This window comes from Butyricimonas hominis, from assembly GCF_014287455.1.
Classification (GTDB): Bacteria; Bacteroidota; Bacteroidia; order Bacteroidales; family Marinifilaceae; genus Butyricimonas; species Butyricimonas muris.
Window position 1 is genome coordinate 13,333 of the sequence record NZ_JACOOH010000013.1, and the last position, 17,333, is coordinate 30,665.

Genomic DNA, 17,333 nt, shown 5'->3' on the forward strand with positions numbered 1-17,333 from the left:
TTTCTACAAAAATAGTCATTCAAATTGATGATTTACGGCTTTAATAATCTTTAACCGAGTAATTAACAAGGTTTTAATCAATAGTGTTAAGTTTTTACATTTCTAGCGACAATCGTTTACTTGTGTTTGTCGGATGATTCACGCACGATTAACTCGCAATTGACGATCTCTTTTCTTATCCTCGCGTGTCTGCTGTTTGTGATTTGTTCGAACAATAATTCAGCCGCGGTTTTTCCTATTTTTTCCGGGAATTGATTTATCGAACTAACCGTGGGGTTCATGTACCGGGAGCGTTTTGTGTTGGAGAACCCTACCACGGCAATGTCCTGCGGGATATTGAGCTTTTTCTCTTTTATCGCCTCAATCGCACCGATAGCCAGATCATCCGTGATACCGAATATGGCATCCGGTCTTTCCCGCGTTTCGAGTAATTGTAGCGTGGCCTGCTTGCCGGATTCAACGGTTAAGTCCGAACAGTAACGGATATAATTTTCCTTTATAGGTATATGATTTGCTTCCAGCGCTTTCCGGTAACCTTCCATGCGTTTGCCGCCGATGGCTATTTGTTCCGGTCCGGTTAATATGGCGATCTTTTTGCATCCGACCGACACGAGATGTTGTATCGCTTGGAAGGCAGCGGTAACACCGTCAGTCACGACTCTCGATACTCCTTCCACGGAACCCGTTGTGCGGTCGAATAATACCACGGGGATTCCGGATTCTTGGATTTGTTTCACGTGGTCAAATTCTTTTGTCTCGTGCGATAGAGCCATGATGATTCCGTCCGCCCGGTTTGCCAGTAGAACGTCCACGCTTTTTTTCTCTTTTTCGAAGTTTTCGTTTGAGGAGATAACCAAAACGTTGTAACCGTGACCGTCAGCCACTTCCTCGATTGTTTTTACCACGGTAGCGTAAAACGTGCTCACGATCTGGGGTACGATAACCCCGATCGAGTGGCTCTTGTGCGTTTTCAGCGCGACGGCAAGGGGATTGGGCTTGTACCCGAGTTGCTTGGCCAAGTCTTGCACTTTTTTGCGGGTTTTAGCGCTGATTTCATGATTATCTTTCAAGGCACGGGAAACCGTTGATACCGATATTTTCAGTTTCTCCGCGATGTCCTTGATTGTTACAGGCTTCTGTGTTGTCATATACTTAATATGTTTGGGTCACGACTTTTTTTCTAATTTCGGGTAGGCTATACGGGCGTGATACACGTTGATCAACATTTCCGTGAATACTCGCTTCACGGTGGAGATGTCCCTGAATGTCAAGTCCGCGTTGGCGAATCTACCTTCTTGAAGCATACCGTCTATAATATTATTTACAAGATTTGTCAAGTTTTCCTCGTCCTTTACTTCCAGAGCCCGGGAAGCGGCTTCCACGGCATCCGCCATCATGACCACGGCACATTCTTTTTTCACCGGATCGGGACCGGGATAGGTAAATAGCGCTTCGTCTATTTCTTTGTCCGGGTATTTGTTCTTGAACGAGTAATAAAAATATTTCACCTTACTTTTGCCGTGGTGTGTGCGGATAAAGTTCTTGATGGCTTCCGGCAGTTTGTACTTGTTCGCCAGTTCAAGTCCTTGCGTGACGTGTGCGATGATAAGTTGGGCGCTCTCGTCAAAATCCAGATTACTGTGCGGGTTCAACCCACCGGTCTGGTTCTCGATGAACATGATCGGATTGTAGGATTTACCGATGTCGTGGTATAATGCCCCGGTACGTGCCAGCAGGGGACTGCCGCCGATATGGTAAATCGCCTCTTCCGCGAGGTTGGCAACCATGAGGGAATGTTGAAAGGTTCCCGGTGCTTTCTTCGTGAGGTTACGCAATGCCGGGTGGTTCGGGTTCGAGAATTCCAGTAGACTGATTTCCGAGGTGTACCCGAAAAGTTTTTCCACGAGGTAGAGTGCCGGGTAAATCAAACTTAGTAATACCGTGTTGATAAGCAACAGAAGGATGGCAAACAAGTGTTTGGGGGCAAATGAACCTTCCTGTATAAGCGTGAAAGCCCCGTAAACAAGCACGTAAGTCAAGAATATCAACGCCAGCGCGATGAATAATTGTGATCGGCGCTGCAAATGGGAGAGGCTGAACATGGCCACGATTCCCGCCGCTATCTGCATGAAGAAATACATGTAGTTGTTCGGGGCGTAGTACGAGATCAGCATGGTCGTGCCCAACAGCAGGTAAAGTGCCGGACGCGTGCCGAACAGTATGTTCACGATGAGCGGGAAGAACAGCACGGGTATCGCGAGAATATTTATATTCTGGAAATAACTGATACTGCCCACGGCAATGGTCAGCAGGAACATGCTATACAGGAAAAAGAAGTCTTTCGTGTTGTAGAAGAGCCTTTTTCTTGATATGTAAAGAAACATGGAAAAGCTGAGTATAGCAATCAGCGTCAGGATGGTTTGGGCGGCAGTGATTCTGATTCGGTCGACTGTCGAACCTAGACTTTGCTCGTGTTCTATACGGAAAGATTCCAGTACCTTGTATGTTTCGGGGGTGACCAGATCATTTCGGGAGATGATAATATCCCCTTTGTTTATCATGCCTTGTGTCGGCGTGATATTTTTCATGCTGGTTTCTACCGCCAGTCCTGTTTTGGTGAGGTCGTATTCCAGATTCGGGTTAATGTAGTTGTTCAAGCCCATGCTGAGGATCTTTTCTTCTGTCGTTTTCGCGAGATGCAGACTTTGTACGTATTCTACCAGTGTTTCGTATGCTTGTTTCAGCGTGTAGACATTGGAGAATTTTTCCTCTTGGGCAATACCGTCCTTAACGACCAGAATGTTTTTGATTTTGTCTGTATTGAACTTTTCCGGCATTAAAAGTATTCCGCGAGAGTATATCTCTCGTAACTTTGTCACGATCTTGTTGATGTCGTTCCCGTTGAACAAAGTTTTGTACTCGCCTAATTTTTCAGCGAATTTGTTGATCTGTACATCCGAACTTGCTTCCGTGTAATTGAGAATGGGAGGTTGTTCTTCCCGGATCTTTTCAATTTCGGCTGTAATTTCCTCGGAACTTTTGTGCAAGGGGAAATCAATCGGGGCAATTAACGTTTCATATTTCCACGGCATTCCTTTCTGGTAAGAGTATTTGAATCCCTCTATCTTGGGAAGTAGCAAAACTATTATACCGCAGATAATAATGATCGTACTGATTTTGAACACGTGTTGAATCGTACGATGTTTTCTATTTTTATTACTTAGCATGTTCGACTTTATAGAATTATCTTTGTTCAAAGATATAATAAAATTTTAAAGCCTCCTACGGGGAGGCTTTAAAATTGTTGCAAGTTACAAGTTGAGCCTTCGGCTCTGCAAGTTACAAGTTTTTGAAAGAGTTCTTTTTAACCTGTAACTTGCAGAGCCAAAGGCTCAACCTGCAACCTGTAACGTTTGCCGTCGGCAAACACCTATTGCATTCCTGCGGTTTCCACTTCGGTGCTAACTTTCTTGATCAAGCCTTGGAGAACTGATCCGGGACCGATTTCAAGGAAGGAGGAAGCTCCGTCAGCCAGCATATTTTGCACGGTTTGAGTCCAACGCACAGATGCTGTCAATTGGTCTATCAAGTTTTGTTTGATTTCTTCCGGATCCGACACGGGTTTTGCATTTACGTTCTGGTAAACCGGGCAGATCGGTTTGGAGAAGTGCGTGTTTTTAATCGCGTCCGCCAATTCTTGACGGGCAGGCTCCATCAATGGGGAGTGGAATGCGCCGCCTACTTTCAACGGGAGAGCCCGTTTTGCTCCTGCCGCTTTCAATTTCTCGCAAGCTGCGGTGACGCCTTCTATGGTTCCGGAGATCACGATTTGTCCCGGGCTGTTGTAATTGGCGGGTACCACCACGTCATCAATTTCCTCTAGTGCTTTTTCCACGGTTTCATCCGGCAAACCTAGGATTGCCGCCATTGTTGACGGGCGTGCCTCGCATGCCTTTTGCATGGCAAGTGCCCGGGCGTGTACCAGACGTAATCCGTCTTCAAACGAGAGGGCGCCGTTAGCCACAAGCGCGGAAAATTCTCCCAGCGAGTGACCTGCAACCATGTCCGGTTTCTCGGTCAACGATTTGGCCAGTATCACGGAGTGAAGAAATATTGCCGGCTGGGTTACTTTGGTTTGTTTCAGGTCTTCGTCAGTTCCGTTGAACATCAGATCCGTGATGCGGAATCCCAGTATTTCGTTCGCTTTCTCGAATAATTCTTTCGCCTCGGGAGAGTTTTCATACAAGTCTTTACCCATTCCCACGAATTGAGCGCCTTGGCCCGGAAAAACAAATGCTTTTTTCATACTCGTTTTGTTTATTTCCTAATGAAATTTGTTACTAATTAATCGGATAAACTCCTCCCGCGTGGCAAGTTTCTCGAACGCGCCGCTAAAGTCGGAGGTTGTTGTTACCGAGTTTTGTTTTTGTACACCCCGCATCATCATACACATGTGCTGCGCCTCGATCACCACGGCAACGCCCAAGGGATTGAGGGTATTTTGAATACAATTTTTTATGTCGTTCGTCAGTCTTTCCTGTACCTGTAATCTTCTGGAGAAGGCTTCCACTACCCGTGCTATTTTACTTAGTCCCGTGATGTACCCGTTCGGGATATACGCCACGTGCGCCCGCCCGATGAAGGGCAGCATGTGATGTTCGCAAAGGGAATATATCTCGATGTCTTTCACGATCACCATTTGGCGGTAGTCTTCTTTGAAGAGGGCGGAACGCAGGATTTCTTCCGGGTTTTCATGATATCCCCTTGTCATGAATTGCATGGCTTTCGCTACACGGTACGGGGTTTTTATCAATCCTTCCCTGTCTGCATCCTCACCCAGCAGTTTCAGTATTTCTTTATAATGGTAACTTAATTGTTCCGTTTTTGTTTTATTGTAATATTCTACCTTGCGGTAAAATTCTTCTTCGTCATCCAATTCCGTGTATTTCATTCAAACTCTCTTTTAGGTGCTTGATTCATCACTCGTGTCAGTGATGGAAAATTCGATGCAAAGTAAAATATAATAATCGAGAATTGAAAATCGAGGATGAAAAATGACAAGAAATGGGGAGGGAATGCTGTTCCGCTGCGAGTGGGATACATGGCCGTTACACGAGGGTTAACCTCTCGCGATGCATGAAGTTTGGGAGAGATTTGGTAGGGAAAGGTAACGGGAAGCGTGTTTTGCGCACACGTTAAAAAAGCATATTTCTTATTAAAACGTAGGCTATGAGTGGGCGAAGTGTAGGCGAACAGTAGGCGATGTCGCCTATTACCCACTCAAAACTCGCCTAAAACCCGTTTATCGGTATAGTTTATTCCTTGTTTTGGGATAGGGTAAGTGGGGGTATTCGTGTATTTACTTGAAGTCGATATAAAAATGAAGTAGATTTTTGTCATATATTAAAAATAAACTATCTTTAGCAGATTAAAAACATTGAATATGGAGTGGTTTGTGTTATTCATGCTCGTCGCGATAGGCTTTGTCCTGTTGATTCTTGAATTTCTAGTATTTCCGGGGGTGAATGTTGCCGGGATTCTTGGTTTTGCTTGTATTGCCGGGGCTATTTGGCTGGCTTATTCTACTATGGGTACTACCGTGGGGCATTTCACGTTGCTCGGGACGGCTGTTTGCGGGTTCGGGGTGACGTGGTACGCGCTTCGGGCGAAGACATGGCGGCGAATGCAATTGAACACGCAGATTGACAGTACCGTGGAAGGTGTCGATGAAACGATACGGGAAGGGGATGTCGGGATTACCCAAGGGCGTTTGGCTCCCATGGGCAAAGTGCGGGTTGGTGACAGCGTGGTAGAAGCGGAATCCCGTTCGGGTTTTGTAGATGAAAACCGGGATGTTGTGGTATTGAAGGTGTATAAAAATAAGATAATTGTTAAACTAAAAACAGAATAAAGGATGGATAATAGCAGTTTGTTTTTTCTGGTAGCGGTCATCGCGGGTGGATTGTTCTTGCTTTGGATGATTCTCTACTTCATTCCGATCGGGTTGTGGTTTCAGGCGTTGGTGTCCGATGTAAAGGTGTCATTGTTGCAACTGGTGTTGATGCGTTGGAGAAAAGTGCCGCCTACTATCATCGTGCGTGCCATGATCGAGGGCAAGAAAGCCGGATTGGAACTTTACCGCGATCTTCTAGAAGCACATTATCTGGCAGGTGGGCACGTGGCTCAAGTGGTACACGCTTTGGTGTCGGCGTCCAAGGCGAATATCGATTTGACATTCCAGATTGCCACGGCGGTAGATTTGGCAGGGCGTGACGTGTTCGAGGCCGTTCAGATGAGTGTAAACCCGAAGGTGATTAATACTCCTCCCGTTGCCGCGGTGGCAAAGGATGGTATCCAGTTGATCGCCAAAGCGAGAGTTACCGTGCGGGCTAATATCCGTCAATTGGTCGGTGGTGCCGGGGAAGAAACTATTCTGGCACGTGTCGGCGAGGGTATCGTGTCGTCTATCGGTTCTGCCGGTTCGCACAAGGAAGTATTGGAGAACCCGGATTCTATATCGAAAGTGGTGTTGAGCAAGGGATTGGATTCCGGTACCGCTTTTGAAATCTTGTCTATTGATATCGCCGATATCGACATCGGTAAGAATATCGGTGCCGAGTTGCAGACAGACCAAGCAGAGGCAGATTTGAAGATTGCCCAAGCGAAGGCAGAGGAACGTCGCGCCATGGCAGTTGCCACCGAACACGAGATGAAGGCTCTGGCACAAGAGATGCGCGCTCGGGTGATCGAGGCGGAAGCCGAAGTGCCGCGCGCTATGGCAGAAGCTTTCCGTAACGGTAATCTCGGTATCATGGATTACTATAAAATGAAGAATATCGAGGCGGACACGAGTATGCGGGAGTCGATCGCTAAGCCGAACGATAAGAAGAATACGCAGAAGTAGACGGAATAATCTGGAAAGTTTCTACGTGATTATGAATGCACAATCAAATTCAGGTTGTGCATTTTTTTATGAGTTTCATTAACAATCACATTTAACAATGTCGTTTCAAAAAATGGTCTCTGCGACAATTATTAAATAAATTTTTAGTAAAAACGCCATGATTAGCAATTTAATTTCTTATATTTGTAAATATACTAACTTAAATATTTCAAATTATGAAAAGATTATTATTATTAATGTTGGCGTTTGTGTTCCTTACGGGATTTTATAGCGAAGAAGTAAAAGCACCAAGCATTCAAAAAAATGCAAAAGAGGTAGAAATTATTCCTTTTGCACCTAGGATGTATGATTATTCTCATTCGGGTAAGGTTACAGGTAAAGTTGGTCAAAATATAAGATTTGGTGTTAAATATTCGGGGTATCCAATGCCCACTTGTGAGGTTTATAAGGATGGTATACAAATTGTAAATTCTTTGATATATCGTATCAGGCATACGGGCGCTTTTGGTGCAGGCGAAGTGGTTGTTGAAATAGAGGAAGTAGAATTAGAGGATTCAGGTAAATATACTATAGTTTTGACAAATCCCCTTGGGAGTGTATCGGTGACCTACGTGGTGGAAATAACCGAATAGTATGATATTCTATGAGGTTAGTTCTGCTCTCAACGAGAGTATTCGAAGAGGGTTGTTTTATACTATATTTGAGGCAATCCTTTTTGATGTTTAAAACTGTTTTTTGCCATTTTTAGATTGGGGTAAATTAGATATAATGGATAAGAACAATATTGTTATTGAGGCTCTGTACGAGTTTAAACGTGTGCGAAGGAGTATTCTGTTCCAAGTGTTTGTCGTTTTGGCAATCGTAGGACTTGTTGTTTATCAGTATACTTTTTTGTCAAGAGAAGGTGGTACGGTCTCGATAAATAATTTGTTCCAGTTTTATATGGATTGGACTTCACAGGCTCTATCTTCATCCATTGCTTTTAAAAGTGCCTATTATTTTAATATTATTCAGTTACTTCTAATAGCGTGTTTTGCTGCTGGTGATTCGGTGGTGCTTGAAGAGGGAGCGAAGAGTGCGTTGTCCGCTCGTCCACAAGGGAATAGCGAAATAGTGTTCGGGAATTTTTTGGGAAAGTTGTTGACGGTAACGATATTGAATTGGATTTCTTTTGCAACGTCAATCCTTATAAATTTAGTCTTGTATTCCAATTCTTTCGATTTGTCCAATTATTTTTTTTATTGGCTCACGCTAACACTTCCCGTATCGGTTTATTTTCTTGGGATTTCTTGTTTCGTGATGCGGCTTGTTCGTAATCGGGGTATAATTATTCTTGTATTGCTCTTGTTTTTCGGTGGTGTGACTTTCTTTGGAGCCGGTTTTTGGAATGGTGCATTCGATCCTTGCGCCCGATATATACCAAATATGTTTTCGGATTTCACGGGACACGTGAATCTCGGGAACTATTTGTTACAAAGGGGAAGTGTTTTTTTGATTGGCGCAGGGTTCTTGGTTTTATCGATTATTCCTTACGCGAGAATCCCGAATCATGTGCTTGTGTTTCGTAAGTGTCTTGGTATTGCCTGCGTTTTATTCGTGTTTGCCGGAGGATTGGTGTTCGTTTATCATCTTCGACACGTGACGGTCAGTGATTGTCGGGAAACTTATAAGCGGGTGTACGATGATTATGACCAATATCCCGGAGCAAAGATTATCCGGCAAGATTTGCACCTGAAGGAGCTAGAGAATGGCGGTATTTCGGTGAATAGCCGGATGAAGATCATGAACGGCTCTTCAGACAGTATACCCTTGATCATGTACTTGAACCCGGGCTTAAAAATTACTTCATTTGAAGTCAACGGGGAATCGGTTGTTTTTCGGAGAGAGCACCAGATACTCGTGTCAAATAAAGAGTTGTTCCCCTCGGAAACTTATGATGTTTCGATTCATTACGAGGGGAATATTGAAAACGAGATATGTTTCCTGGATGTAGCTCCCGAAGAATATAATTCACCCGGCGTGAACGCTCTTGGTATATATTATTTTGGAAACACGCCGGCTTTTTGCGGGAAAGAGTACAAGTTGCTCACGCCGGAGTGTATATGGTATCCCGTGTGCGTGCCGCCGTATCATTTATCCGGCAGCAGAAATATAAGCTTTACCCGATACTCGTTAAAGGTTGAACATGATCCTCGGTTAACGGCAATTTCGCAAGGAAATATTATCGAGAAGGGCGAGGGAGAAGCATTATTCCGGTTCGGGCATGATGTTCCGGGTGTTAGCTTGTGTATAGGGAATTATGAAGAACATGAGATTATGGTGGATTCCACTCGCGTGACCTTGTACTTTCTTCCTGATCACGACTATCTTTTGGATGGGTACAATGTACCGAAAGATACTCTGGCGAAGAGATTGTTAACAATAAAAAAGGAATTAGAGCATGAATGTATAGCATATCCCGAGAATTTAACAAAAGAAGAATGGGCAGTTGTGAATGAAATGGATGATGGCACGCGGGAGTATTCGGAAATACTCGATATAGTCTACGCTAGAAGGCCTTTTGATCCCAGGCAACACTATCCATATCGTTGGCTCGTTCTTGTGGAGGTTCCTTGTAATTTTAGTTGTTTTCCAAGTTTGACGCAGTTGACAGGAGAGCGAGAGCAGGGAGGAATGGTGTTTATGCCGGAAAAATTGTATACCATAAAAGGTTATCGGCATAAGAGTTCCAACGATCGGGGTGAAGAGGAGGATTTGATGATTCGTCTGAGAGGGGATATTCACATGATATTAGGAGAAGGGAATTGTAATATACGACCTGCACTTATAGGAAGAACGACTTCCATTTTTTCTAGTGAATGTCCAATTATGAATGATATTTTTGCCTACATGGCACGTGATGGTTTTAATACATTTTATCATGGGGCAGTGGATTATCCGATAGTGGAATACTTGAACGGGAATAGTTTAAGAACCGCGTTAACTGACAGGTCATTATCGCCGGATGAGTTTAAAAATATTATGCGCAAAAAAAGCGAAGAGTTATACATGTATATCATGTTACATGTAAATGAGATACAGTATCGCCGGTTTTATCACGAATTTTTGGGGGAGCATCTTTTTAAAGAGACTACTCTTGAAGAATTTTGTCAACAATTCTATAAGTCTTTTGGTGTTAGGTTGGATTCACTGGTGGAGAGTTGGTACAATACCGATAAATTGCCTTTGTTTGAGATTCGAGACGTGCGGGCAGTAGAATTAAAGAAAACATCGTATCTGCCGGATATGTTGTATAGCTTTAAGGTTTTTAATAGAGGTGATGTGCCGGGGGTTATTGTGACAAGTGATTATCAAGGATGGGTTATTCCTCCTCACGAGGGACGGGAGATCAAGGCTCGTAATCGTAAGGATGCCTATCATAATTATTATGCTCCTTTTTATGTGGGGATGCCTCTGGCTCAAAATCTTCCCGCGATGTTATCATTAGAGTTGGAGAGTTTGAATGATGTGTCAATGGATACTGTAGCAGGTGTTTTCAGAATAGATTCGTCTGCCTTTTTCCCGAGTAAGAATGAGATTGTTATTGATAATGAAGATGCTGGCTTCAGAGTAGTGCAAGCAAAGGGATTTAATATTTTATCTTTATTTCGGGGAGATGAAGAAAACCGTAAAAAATATTACAAACGATTTTCACAACGTGAGAAATGGTTGCCTTCTATGAATGAACATTTTTATGGTAATCCAATACGAAGTGCATACGGTAAAAGAGCCGGTTCCGGAGAACAAAAAGTGGAGTGGAGTACCGTGTTACCTCAGGAAGGTAAATATGAAGTGTTTTTTTATCACACGAAGCCTAATGATATAAGGAAAGATCCGAAACAAGAATTCCATTATGTCCTTTCCGACGAGAAAGGCGAGCATGAAGTTGTTGCTTTTGTAAATGCGGATGAGGTGGGTTGGATATCTTTAGGGGTATTTGATTTTACTAAAAAGGTGAAAGTGACCCTAAGTGACAAGGATAGAAAGAATGATAAAGGTGCATATAAATACCCGCAAGAGATCGTTGCTGATGCCGTGAAATGGGTTAGTCAGGATTGAATGTATTGAATTTGTCGAAATCGGGTATGTGATATTTTTCTAGTGGCAGTAACTACCGAGAAATTCTCGGTAGTTTAATTTGTGTCTTTTCAACAATATCCTTTTTGCTTGGTTTATTCCGGAAAGAAAGAGCCGGGTAAATCCCGTAAGTTGTACCGGGAGGCCATGACTTCGCCGTAGGCTCCGCAGGAGCGGATGGCGATGAGGTCGCCTCGTCGGGTGGCAGGGAGTTCCCGGTCTTTGCCGAAGCAGTCGGAGGATTCGCATATCGGGCCCACGATATCGTATTTTTCGTACGGTTGTATGGAGGTGAGGTTTTCGATGCGGTGGAATGCTTGGTAAAGGGCGGGACGCAGGAGGTCGTTCATTCCGGCGTCGAGTATCACGAATTTTTTGTGCTTGCCTTCTTTCACGTAGAGTACGCGGGAAACGAGTGAGCCGCATTGTCCCACGAGAGAGCGTCCCAACTCGAAATGCAGTTGCTGTCCGGGTTGGGCTTCGAAGAAATCGGCGAATGTCTGGAAATAAGAAGCGAAGTCCGGGATTAACCCGCAGGAGGGGCAGTCGTAATTGATACCCAAGCCGCCTCCGAAATTGACGTGGGGGAGGATAATACCCTGTTCTTTCAGACGAGCCTGTATTTCGTTTACCCGCAGGCAAAGTCCTCGGAACACGGTGAGGTCGGTGATTTGGGAACCGATGTGGAAATGTAACCCGATAAGACGGATGTTTTCCAATTCCCGGCAGACGGCGATGGCGTGCTCCAAGTCATAAAGGTAGAAGCCGAATTTGTTTTCTTCTATTCCCGTGGTGATGTAATGGTGCGTGTGGGCGTCCACGTTCGGGTTGACGCGAAGGGCGATAGATGCTTTTTTACCGAGTTCCCCGGCGAGCGTGTTGATTACCTCTATTTCCGGCAGTGATTCGCAGTTAAAGCAGAATATGTCTTTTCCCAGCGCGAGTCGGATTTCGTCATCACTTTTGCCTACTCCGGCATACACGATCCGGTCGGGATGGAAGCCGTATTCGACGGCTCGGGCAACTTCGTTGCCGCTGACACAATCGGCTCCTATTCCATAATCTTGGATGATTTCAAGTATTCTAGGGTTGGCATTGGCTTTCACGGCATAGTGTAAATGGAAACCGTGGCGGTTGGCCTCTTGTGTCGCGGATTGGAGGGTTGCCCGCAAAAGTGCGGTGTCGTAATAATAAAATGGTGTTTTTAAAGATTGAAATGTTTTGACGGTTTCTATATTCATTTTCAATTAGGTTTATAAGGTTTGTAAAGTTTATAAGGTTTATAAGGTTTATTTTGTTGTCATATATTATACTTTATGAACCTTACGAACTTTATAAACTTTATGAACTCAATTAAATAATCTCTCGCTAAGGTCTTGTAAGGCACGTTGTTTGTCTTCCTGTTTAACGAGCAGGGAGATGCTGTGTTCGCTTGCCCCGTAGGAGATCATGTGTAACGGGATGTCTTGCAGAGCGGTGAGGGCTTGGGCGGCGAGGCCGTTGTTGTTGATGGAGCAGTCACCGACGATGCAGATGATGGACAGGTTTTCTTCTACCTCGATTGTCCCGTATTTGGTCAAATCTTTTTTGATATCTTCCAGATGGCAGGTATTGTCGATGGTTAGCGAGATGGCTACTTCGGAGGTAGCTATCATGTCAATCGGTGTTTTCCATGACTCGAATATCTCGAATACTTTGCGAACGAAGCCGTATGCCAGAAGCATGTTGCTGGATTTTACCTTGATAGCGGTAATCCCGTCTTTGGCGGCGACAGCCTTGAAGTTTCGTACCGGACTTTCTTTGGTGATCAGGGTTCCCTCGTCACCGGGGTTCATTGTGTTTTTCATGCGGACGGGGATGTTTGCCCTTTTTGCCGGTTGTATACTTGAAGGGTGCAGGATTTTTGCCCCGAAGTACGCCAATTCCGCCGCTTCGTCGAAAGAGAGGCTCCGGAGTGGTTGGGTGTTTTTCACGTAACGGGGATCGTTGTTGTGTACACCGTCGATGTCTGTCCATATCTGTATCTCGCCGGCATTGACGGCAGCCCCGATCAAGGCGGCGGAGTAGTCACTGCCTCCTCTTTTTAAATTATCGATTTCCCCGTAGGCGTTACGACAGATGAATCCTTGGGTGATGATGACGCGTTCGGTGGTCGGGTTGGAAAGCAGGCGTTTCAAGTTTTGTTCGATGTAGAAATAATCCGGCTCGCAATCCTTGTCGATACGCATGAAGTCGAGGGCGGAGAGTAATGTCGAGGGGATGCCTTGTTCTTGCAGGTAGTAGTGCATGAGGGTGGTGGAGATGATTTCTCCCTGTGCCACGACGGCTTTCTCTTGCAGGGGATAAAAGTCTTTATTAATAAAGGAACGGAGATAGGTGAAGATGGTTTGCACGAATTCCTGTCCCTTGTGCTTGTAATCTTCCGTGTCGTAGAGTTCGCTAATGGTCATCAGGTAATCGAGTTCCAGATTCTGTATCGCTGTCAGGGCTTCCTGACGATCGTTCCGGTAGAGGTTGTTCGTGATGTCAACCAGCGTGTTGGTGGTTCCCGACATGGCGGAGAGTACCACGATTTTGGGTTGCTCGTCCGAGATGAGTTGTGCCACTTCTTTGATTCGCGGAGCGCTACCGACAGAGGTGCCTCCAAATTTCAGTACATTCATAATGTTTTATTTTTGTTTTATCCGTTCATTTTTTCGCATGAAAAAAGCCCGTGTAATCACACAGGCTTCTTCGTCAGTTTTTTTCACAACAGTACGTTAGCCTGCAAAGAGTCTTTGCATGCACATCATCATATGTTTATATTTGTTTGTATTTTGAGTCATCATACTACTTTTGTGTTTTCACGATGCAAATATTGCATATAGAATTTGAAAAAACAAGACCTTGTTAAAATATTAACGATTGGGGAAACGGCATTCATTTTTTTAACGCCGTATCCTCAAGTGGTTTTGCCACGTTGCAGAGTTACAGGTTATGGAAGATAACAGCCGTCCAGTTGTCTTTTATCTTGTGGGATTGATATTTGAGTCCCAGACTTTCAGCTTTGTCCCGGATCATGGGGATATCTTCCGTGTAGAATCCGCTCATGATGAGGTAACCGTTCGGGTTCAATACATTCACGTAGGCGTGCATGTCGTTGAGCAGGATGTTGCGGTTGATGTTGGCAAGGATGATGTCGTAACGTTCTTTGCCGTCCAATAGAGCGGCGTCACCGATCAGTACACGGATGTTTTGCACGTTGTTGGTGGCGATGTTCTCCATGGCATTGTTATAAGCCCACTCGTCGATGTCGATTCCGGTGAGGGTGGTCGCCCCGGCTTGTGCCGCCATAATAGACAGGATTCCCGTGCCGCACCCCATGTCGAGTACTTTTTTCCCCTTGAATTCGGGTTTCATGTCAAGTATGTTTTCCAGCATCAGTGCCGTGGTGGCGTGGTGTCCGGTACCGAAACTCATTTTCGGGTCGATGATGATTTCGTGTTCGATGTTATCAATCGAGGGGTGGAAACCCGCCCGCACCAGAATACGATCTTGAACGAGTATGGGGGTGAAGTTTTCTTCCCATATTTTGTTCCAGTCTTGGTTCTCGATTTCGGCTTTCTCCCATGTAATGGTGTACAGAGAGCGGAAGAAAGAGAGGATTTCCATTTCTTCAACTTGTTCCGGCTTGAAATCTTTTGATGGGATGTAGGCTTTGAAACCGTCGTCCGTGTACGAGAAACTGTCGTAACCGAGGTTGCCTAATTCGGCGATGAGTGCATCGGCAATGTCCTCCACGTGGGGAGTGATATGGAAAGTAAGTTCTGTATAAAACATGCTATCTGATTTTTTTGCAAATGTAGCAAAAAATAGTCAAAAGTCCGTAAGGTTCATAAAGTCTATAAGGTTGCAAAGTCATGGTGCCCTCCGGATGATTTCACCGACAGCTCTGCTATCGTGAACAAAACGCCCCGTGGGGGCAATGGACTTTTGACCTTATGGACCTTATAGGCTTTACGGACTTATTTGCTCTTCACATGAGTTTCTCCAGTTTATTCAACGATTGAGCGATCTCCTGATCTGAAAGTTCGAAATTTTGCAAGTTACCTCCAAGGTATTGCTCGTAAGCGAATAAATCGATCATTCCGTGTCCGGATAGGTTGAAAAGGATTGTTTTAGCTTTCCCTTCTTCCTTGGCGATTTTTGCTTCGCGAATAGCTTGGGCGATGGCATGGGTGGATTCCGGTGCGGGAATGATGCCTTCGGTTTTAGCGAACAGGATTCCTGCCTCGAATGTTTCCAGTTGGGGTATCGCGACGGCTTCCATGAGTTGATCTTTCAATAATTGACTGACCAGAACTCCCGCGCCGTGATAACGCAGGCCACCCGCGTGAATACTTGCCGGTTGGAAGTCGTGTCCCAGCGTGTACATGGGGAGTAATGGCGTGAGACCGACGGTGTCGCCGAAGTCATACTGGAATTTTCCGCGAGTGAGTTTCGGGCAGGATTGAGGTTCCACGGCGATAACCCGGGTGTGTTTACCTTCTTTCAAGTTGCGACGGATAAAGGGGAAACTGATTCCGGCGAAGTTAGAACCGCCGCCAAAGCAACCGATCACGATATCCGGTTCATCTCCCGCTTTCTCCATTTGTAACAGTGCTTCCTCTCCGATGATTGTCTGGTGTAACAACACGTGGTTCAACACGCTTCCGAGGGAGTAATTCGTCAGCGGGTCTTGCGCGGCTAATTCAACGGCTTCGGAAATGGCTATTCCCAAGCTGCCGGGGGAATCAGGAAATTCACTCAATATCTTTCTTCCGGCTGCCGTCAGTTCGCTCGGGGAGGGGATCACGTCGGAACCCCACGTGTTCATCATGAGTTTGCGGTAGGGTTTCTGGTTGTAGCTGACCTTGACCATGAAGACTTTCAGATCCAGACCGAAATGCTGGCAGGCAAAACTGAGTGCCGTACCCCATTGTCCGCCACCGGTTTCCGTGGTGATTCGTTTGATTCCCTGTTTATAATTGTAATAGGCTTGAGCGATTGCCGTGTTCGGTTTGTGTGAACCGGCAGGACTCGTTCCCTCGTTTTTGAAATAGATTTTTGCCGGGGTGTCGAGAGCTTTTTCCAACGCGTAAGCCCGCACGAGAGGGGTTGATCTCCAGATTTTGTACAAGTCTTGTACTTCGTCGGGGATCTCGATATACCGTTCCGTGGAAAATTCTTGTTTTGCCAGTTCTTCGGCAAACAGCGGGTAAAGGTCTTCCGGCTTCAACGGTTGTTTCGTGCCCGGGTGAAGCGGGGGGAGAGGCTTGTTCGGCATGTCGGCCGCGATGTTATACCATGTTGTCGGCATTTCTTGCTCCGTGAGCAGGATTTTCTTGATCTGTTTCATGTTTTCTGATTTTAATAGTGAATAAAAAAGAAGAGAGCCTATTGCTAGTAAACAATAGGCTCTCTCTATATCTTCAATTATGCAATACAATCACATAACCTCATTGTTTACTATGAAGTTTAAAGAGGTGCCACCACCAAGTAAGGGCTATGTGTTGATTGTATATCATAATCTTTCTTTCTCTTTGTTCGGTGCAAAACTAGGCATTGATTTTCTTTTTTCCAAATTCAAAGTAAAAAATGTGGAATTAATTGCTTACATTTGCAGCATCCCACTCGAATTAAGATAAATGAACGTGTATTGCACAGAAGAGATTGCCTCCGGTGTGCTATGCACGTTTTATTAAATTCGGAGTGGGATCTTAGTTTAATAAGAAGCCGGAGGCATTTCTTTTGTTAGTTTAAACGATGCAAGTAAGATATTGTTATGTTTTCCGTAACAATTTTTGAAAATTCTAAATTTGTCAAGGTGGGGCCGTGATGGTTACCCACCTTATTTTTGTAACATATTGTCAATTATGCTCGTAGTATTTATTATTGTATTCTAGCTAAACTAAAATTAATTATGATGAGAACTTTTGGAAGAATTGGATGGATTTGCATGGTGACTATTGTTGCCGGATTGGCATTGGCTTCTTGCGGGAATAGCCAGAAGAGTAAGGTACAATCGGGTAATCAAGCCCAGCAACCGGCAGGCGCTGTCATCGAGGAGTCGGAGGTAGTCGTGGAGGTGGATAGTATTGCACCTGATTCTACCGCGGTGAAAGTGAAAAAGTAAAGGAGGGGGGCGAAACACCCCCTCTCGTCCATAAGGTCTGAAAGAATTCTAAGTTATTTCCAAATAAATTCGATAAAAAATTTCCATTCGGTTAGTATTTTTATCGAGACTCTTTTTTGTTCCAGCGCACAACAATTCTTTTTCTTTTCAAATACCCCG

Annotated in this window: 13 protein-coding genes; 5 read left to right on the top strand and 8 right to left on the bottom strand. The window is 44.8% G+C overall.

Annotation, left to right across the window (positions count from 1 at the left end; translation table 11 throughout):
• Positions 1-116: 116 nt before the first annotated feature.
• The 4 genes from H8S64_RS21325 to folE all read right to left on the bottom strand — a co-directional run bounded on the left by H8S64_RS21325 (position 117) and on the right by folE (position 4,951).
• The gene (locus H8S64_RS21325) at positions 117-1,148 is read right to left on the bottom strand and encodes a LacI family DNA-binding transcriptional regulator (RefSeq protein ID WP_186978656.1); all 1,032 of its coding nucleotides are present in this window, start codon (positions 1,146-1,148) and stop codon (positions 117-119) included.
• 18 nt (positions 1,149-1,166) lie between these two features.
• Positions 1,167-3,227 (bottom strand): HD family phosphohydrolase, encoded by a 2,061-nt coding sequence (locus tag H8S64_RS21330; protein ID WP_255469665.1) that lies wholly within the window; start codon positions 3,225-3,227, stop codon positions 1,167-1,169.
• Between the two features lie 203 nt (positions 3,228-3,430).
• A complete protein-coding gene (fabD, locus tag H8S64_RS21335) occupies positions 3,431-4,306 on the bottom strand; it encodes an ACP S-malonyltransferase (protein ID WP_186978658.1) in 876 nt (291 codons plus the stop codon).
• Between the two features lie 18 nt (positions 4,307-4,324).
• Complete coding sequence (gene folE, locus H8S64_RS21340) at positions 4,325-4,951, bottom strand: GTP cyclohydrolase I FolE (RefSeq protein ID WP_099294409.1); 627 nt, start codon at positions 4,949-4,951, stop codon at positions 4,325-4,327.
• Positions 4,952-5,437: 486 nt separating this feature from the next.
• On the opposite strand from folE, the gene H8S64_RS21345 reads away from it, so the two are divergent.
• The 4 genes from H8S64_RS21345 (at position 5,438) to H8S64_RS21360 (ending at position 11,002) form a co-directional block, all read left to right on the top strand.
• Positions 5,438-5,911 carry an NfeD family protein gene (locus tag H8S64_RS21345; RefSeq protein ID WP_436231473.1) on the top strand — a complete coding sequence of 158 codons (474 nt, stop codon included), beginning with the start codon at positions 5,438-5,440 and terminating at the stop codon, positions 5,909-5,911.
• Between the two features lie 3 nt (positions 5,912-5,914).
• Positions 5,915-6,904, top strand: a complete 990-nt coding sequence (gene floA, locus H8S64_RS21350; protein ID WP_099294405.1) for a flotillin-like protein FloA — start codon at positions 5,915-5,917, stop codon at positions 6,902-6,904.
• 215 nt (positions 6,905-7,119) lie between these two features.
• Positions 7,120-7,536 (top strand): immunoglobulin domain-containing protein, encoded by a 417-nt coding sequence (locus tag H8S64_RS21355; RefSeq protein ID WP_099294403.1) that lies wholly within the window; start codon positions 7,120-7,122, stop codon positions 7,534-7,536.
• Between the two features lie 136 nt (positions 7,537-7,672).
• Positions 7,673-11,002: a golvesin C-terminal-like domain-containing protein gene (locus H8S64_RS21360; RefSeq protein WP_186978660.1), complete on the top strand. Its 3,330-nt coding sequence runs from the start codon at positions 7,673-7,675 to the stop codon at positions 11,000-11,002.
• 113 nt (positions 11,003-11,115) lie between these two features.
• Here the strand turns inward: H8S64_RS21360 and lysA are convergent, their stop codons facing one another.
• From lysA to H8S64_RS21380, 4 genes are all read right to left on the bottom strand, one after another.
• The gene (gene lysA / locus H8S64_RS21365; protein WP_186978661.1) at positions 11,116-12,261 is read right to left on the bottom strand and encodes a diaminopimelate decarboxylase; all 1,146 of its coding nucleotides are present in this window, start codon (positions 12,259-12,261) and stop codon (positions 11,116-11,118) included.
• A 108-nt stretch (positions 12,262-12,369) separates the two neighbouring features.
• Positions 12,370-13,683, bottom strand: a complete 1,314-nt coding sequence (locus H8S64_RS21370; RefSeq protein ID WP_186978662.1) for an aspartate kinase — start codon at positions 13,681-13,683, stop codon at positions 12,370-12,372.
• Between the two features lie 304 nt (positions 13,684-13,987).
• On the bottom strand, positions 13,988-14,839 hold the full coding sequence (gene prmA, locus H8S64_RS21375) for a 50S ribosomal protein L11 methyltransferase (RefSeq protein WP_099294395.1): 852 nt from the start codon (positions 14,837-14,839) through the stop codon (positions 13,988-13,990).
• A gap of 196 nt (positions 14,840-15,035) precedes the next feature.
• Positions 15,036-16,397: a TrpB-like pyridoxal phosphate-dependent enzyme gene (locus H8S64_RS21380; protein ID WP_099294393.1), complete on the bottom strand. Its 1,362-nt coding sequence runs from the start codon at positions 16,395-16,397 to the stop codon at positions 15,036-15,038.
• Positions 16,398-16,961: 564 nt separating this feature from the next.
• On the opposite strand from H8S64_RS21380, the gene H8S64_RS21385 reads away from it, so the two are divergent.
• On the top strand, positions 16,962-17,174 hold the full coding sequence (locus H8S64_RS21385; protein WP_186978663.1) for a hypothetical protein: 213 nt from the start codon (positions 16,962-16,964) through the stop codon (positions 17,172-17,174).
• The last annotated feature ends 159 nt before the right edge of the window (positions 17,175-17,333 follow it).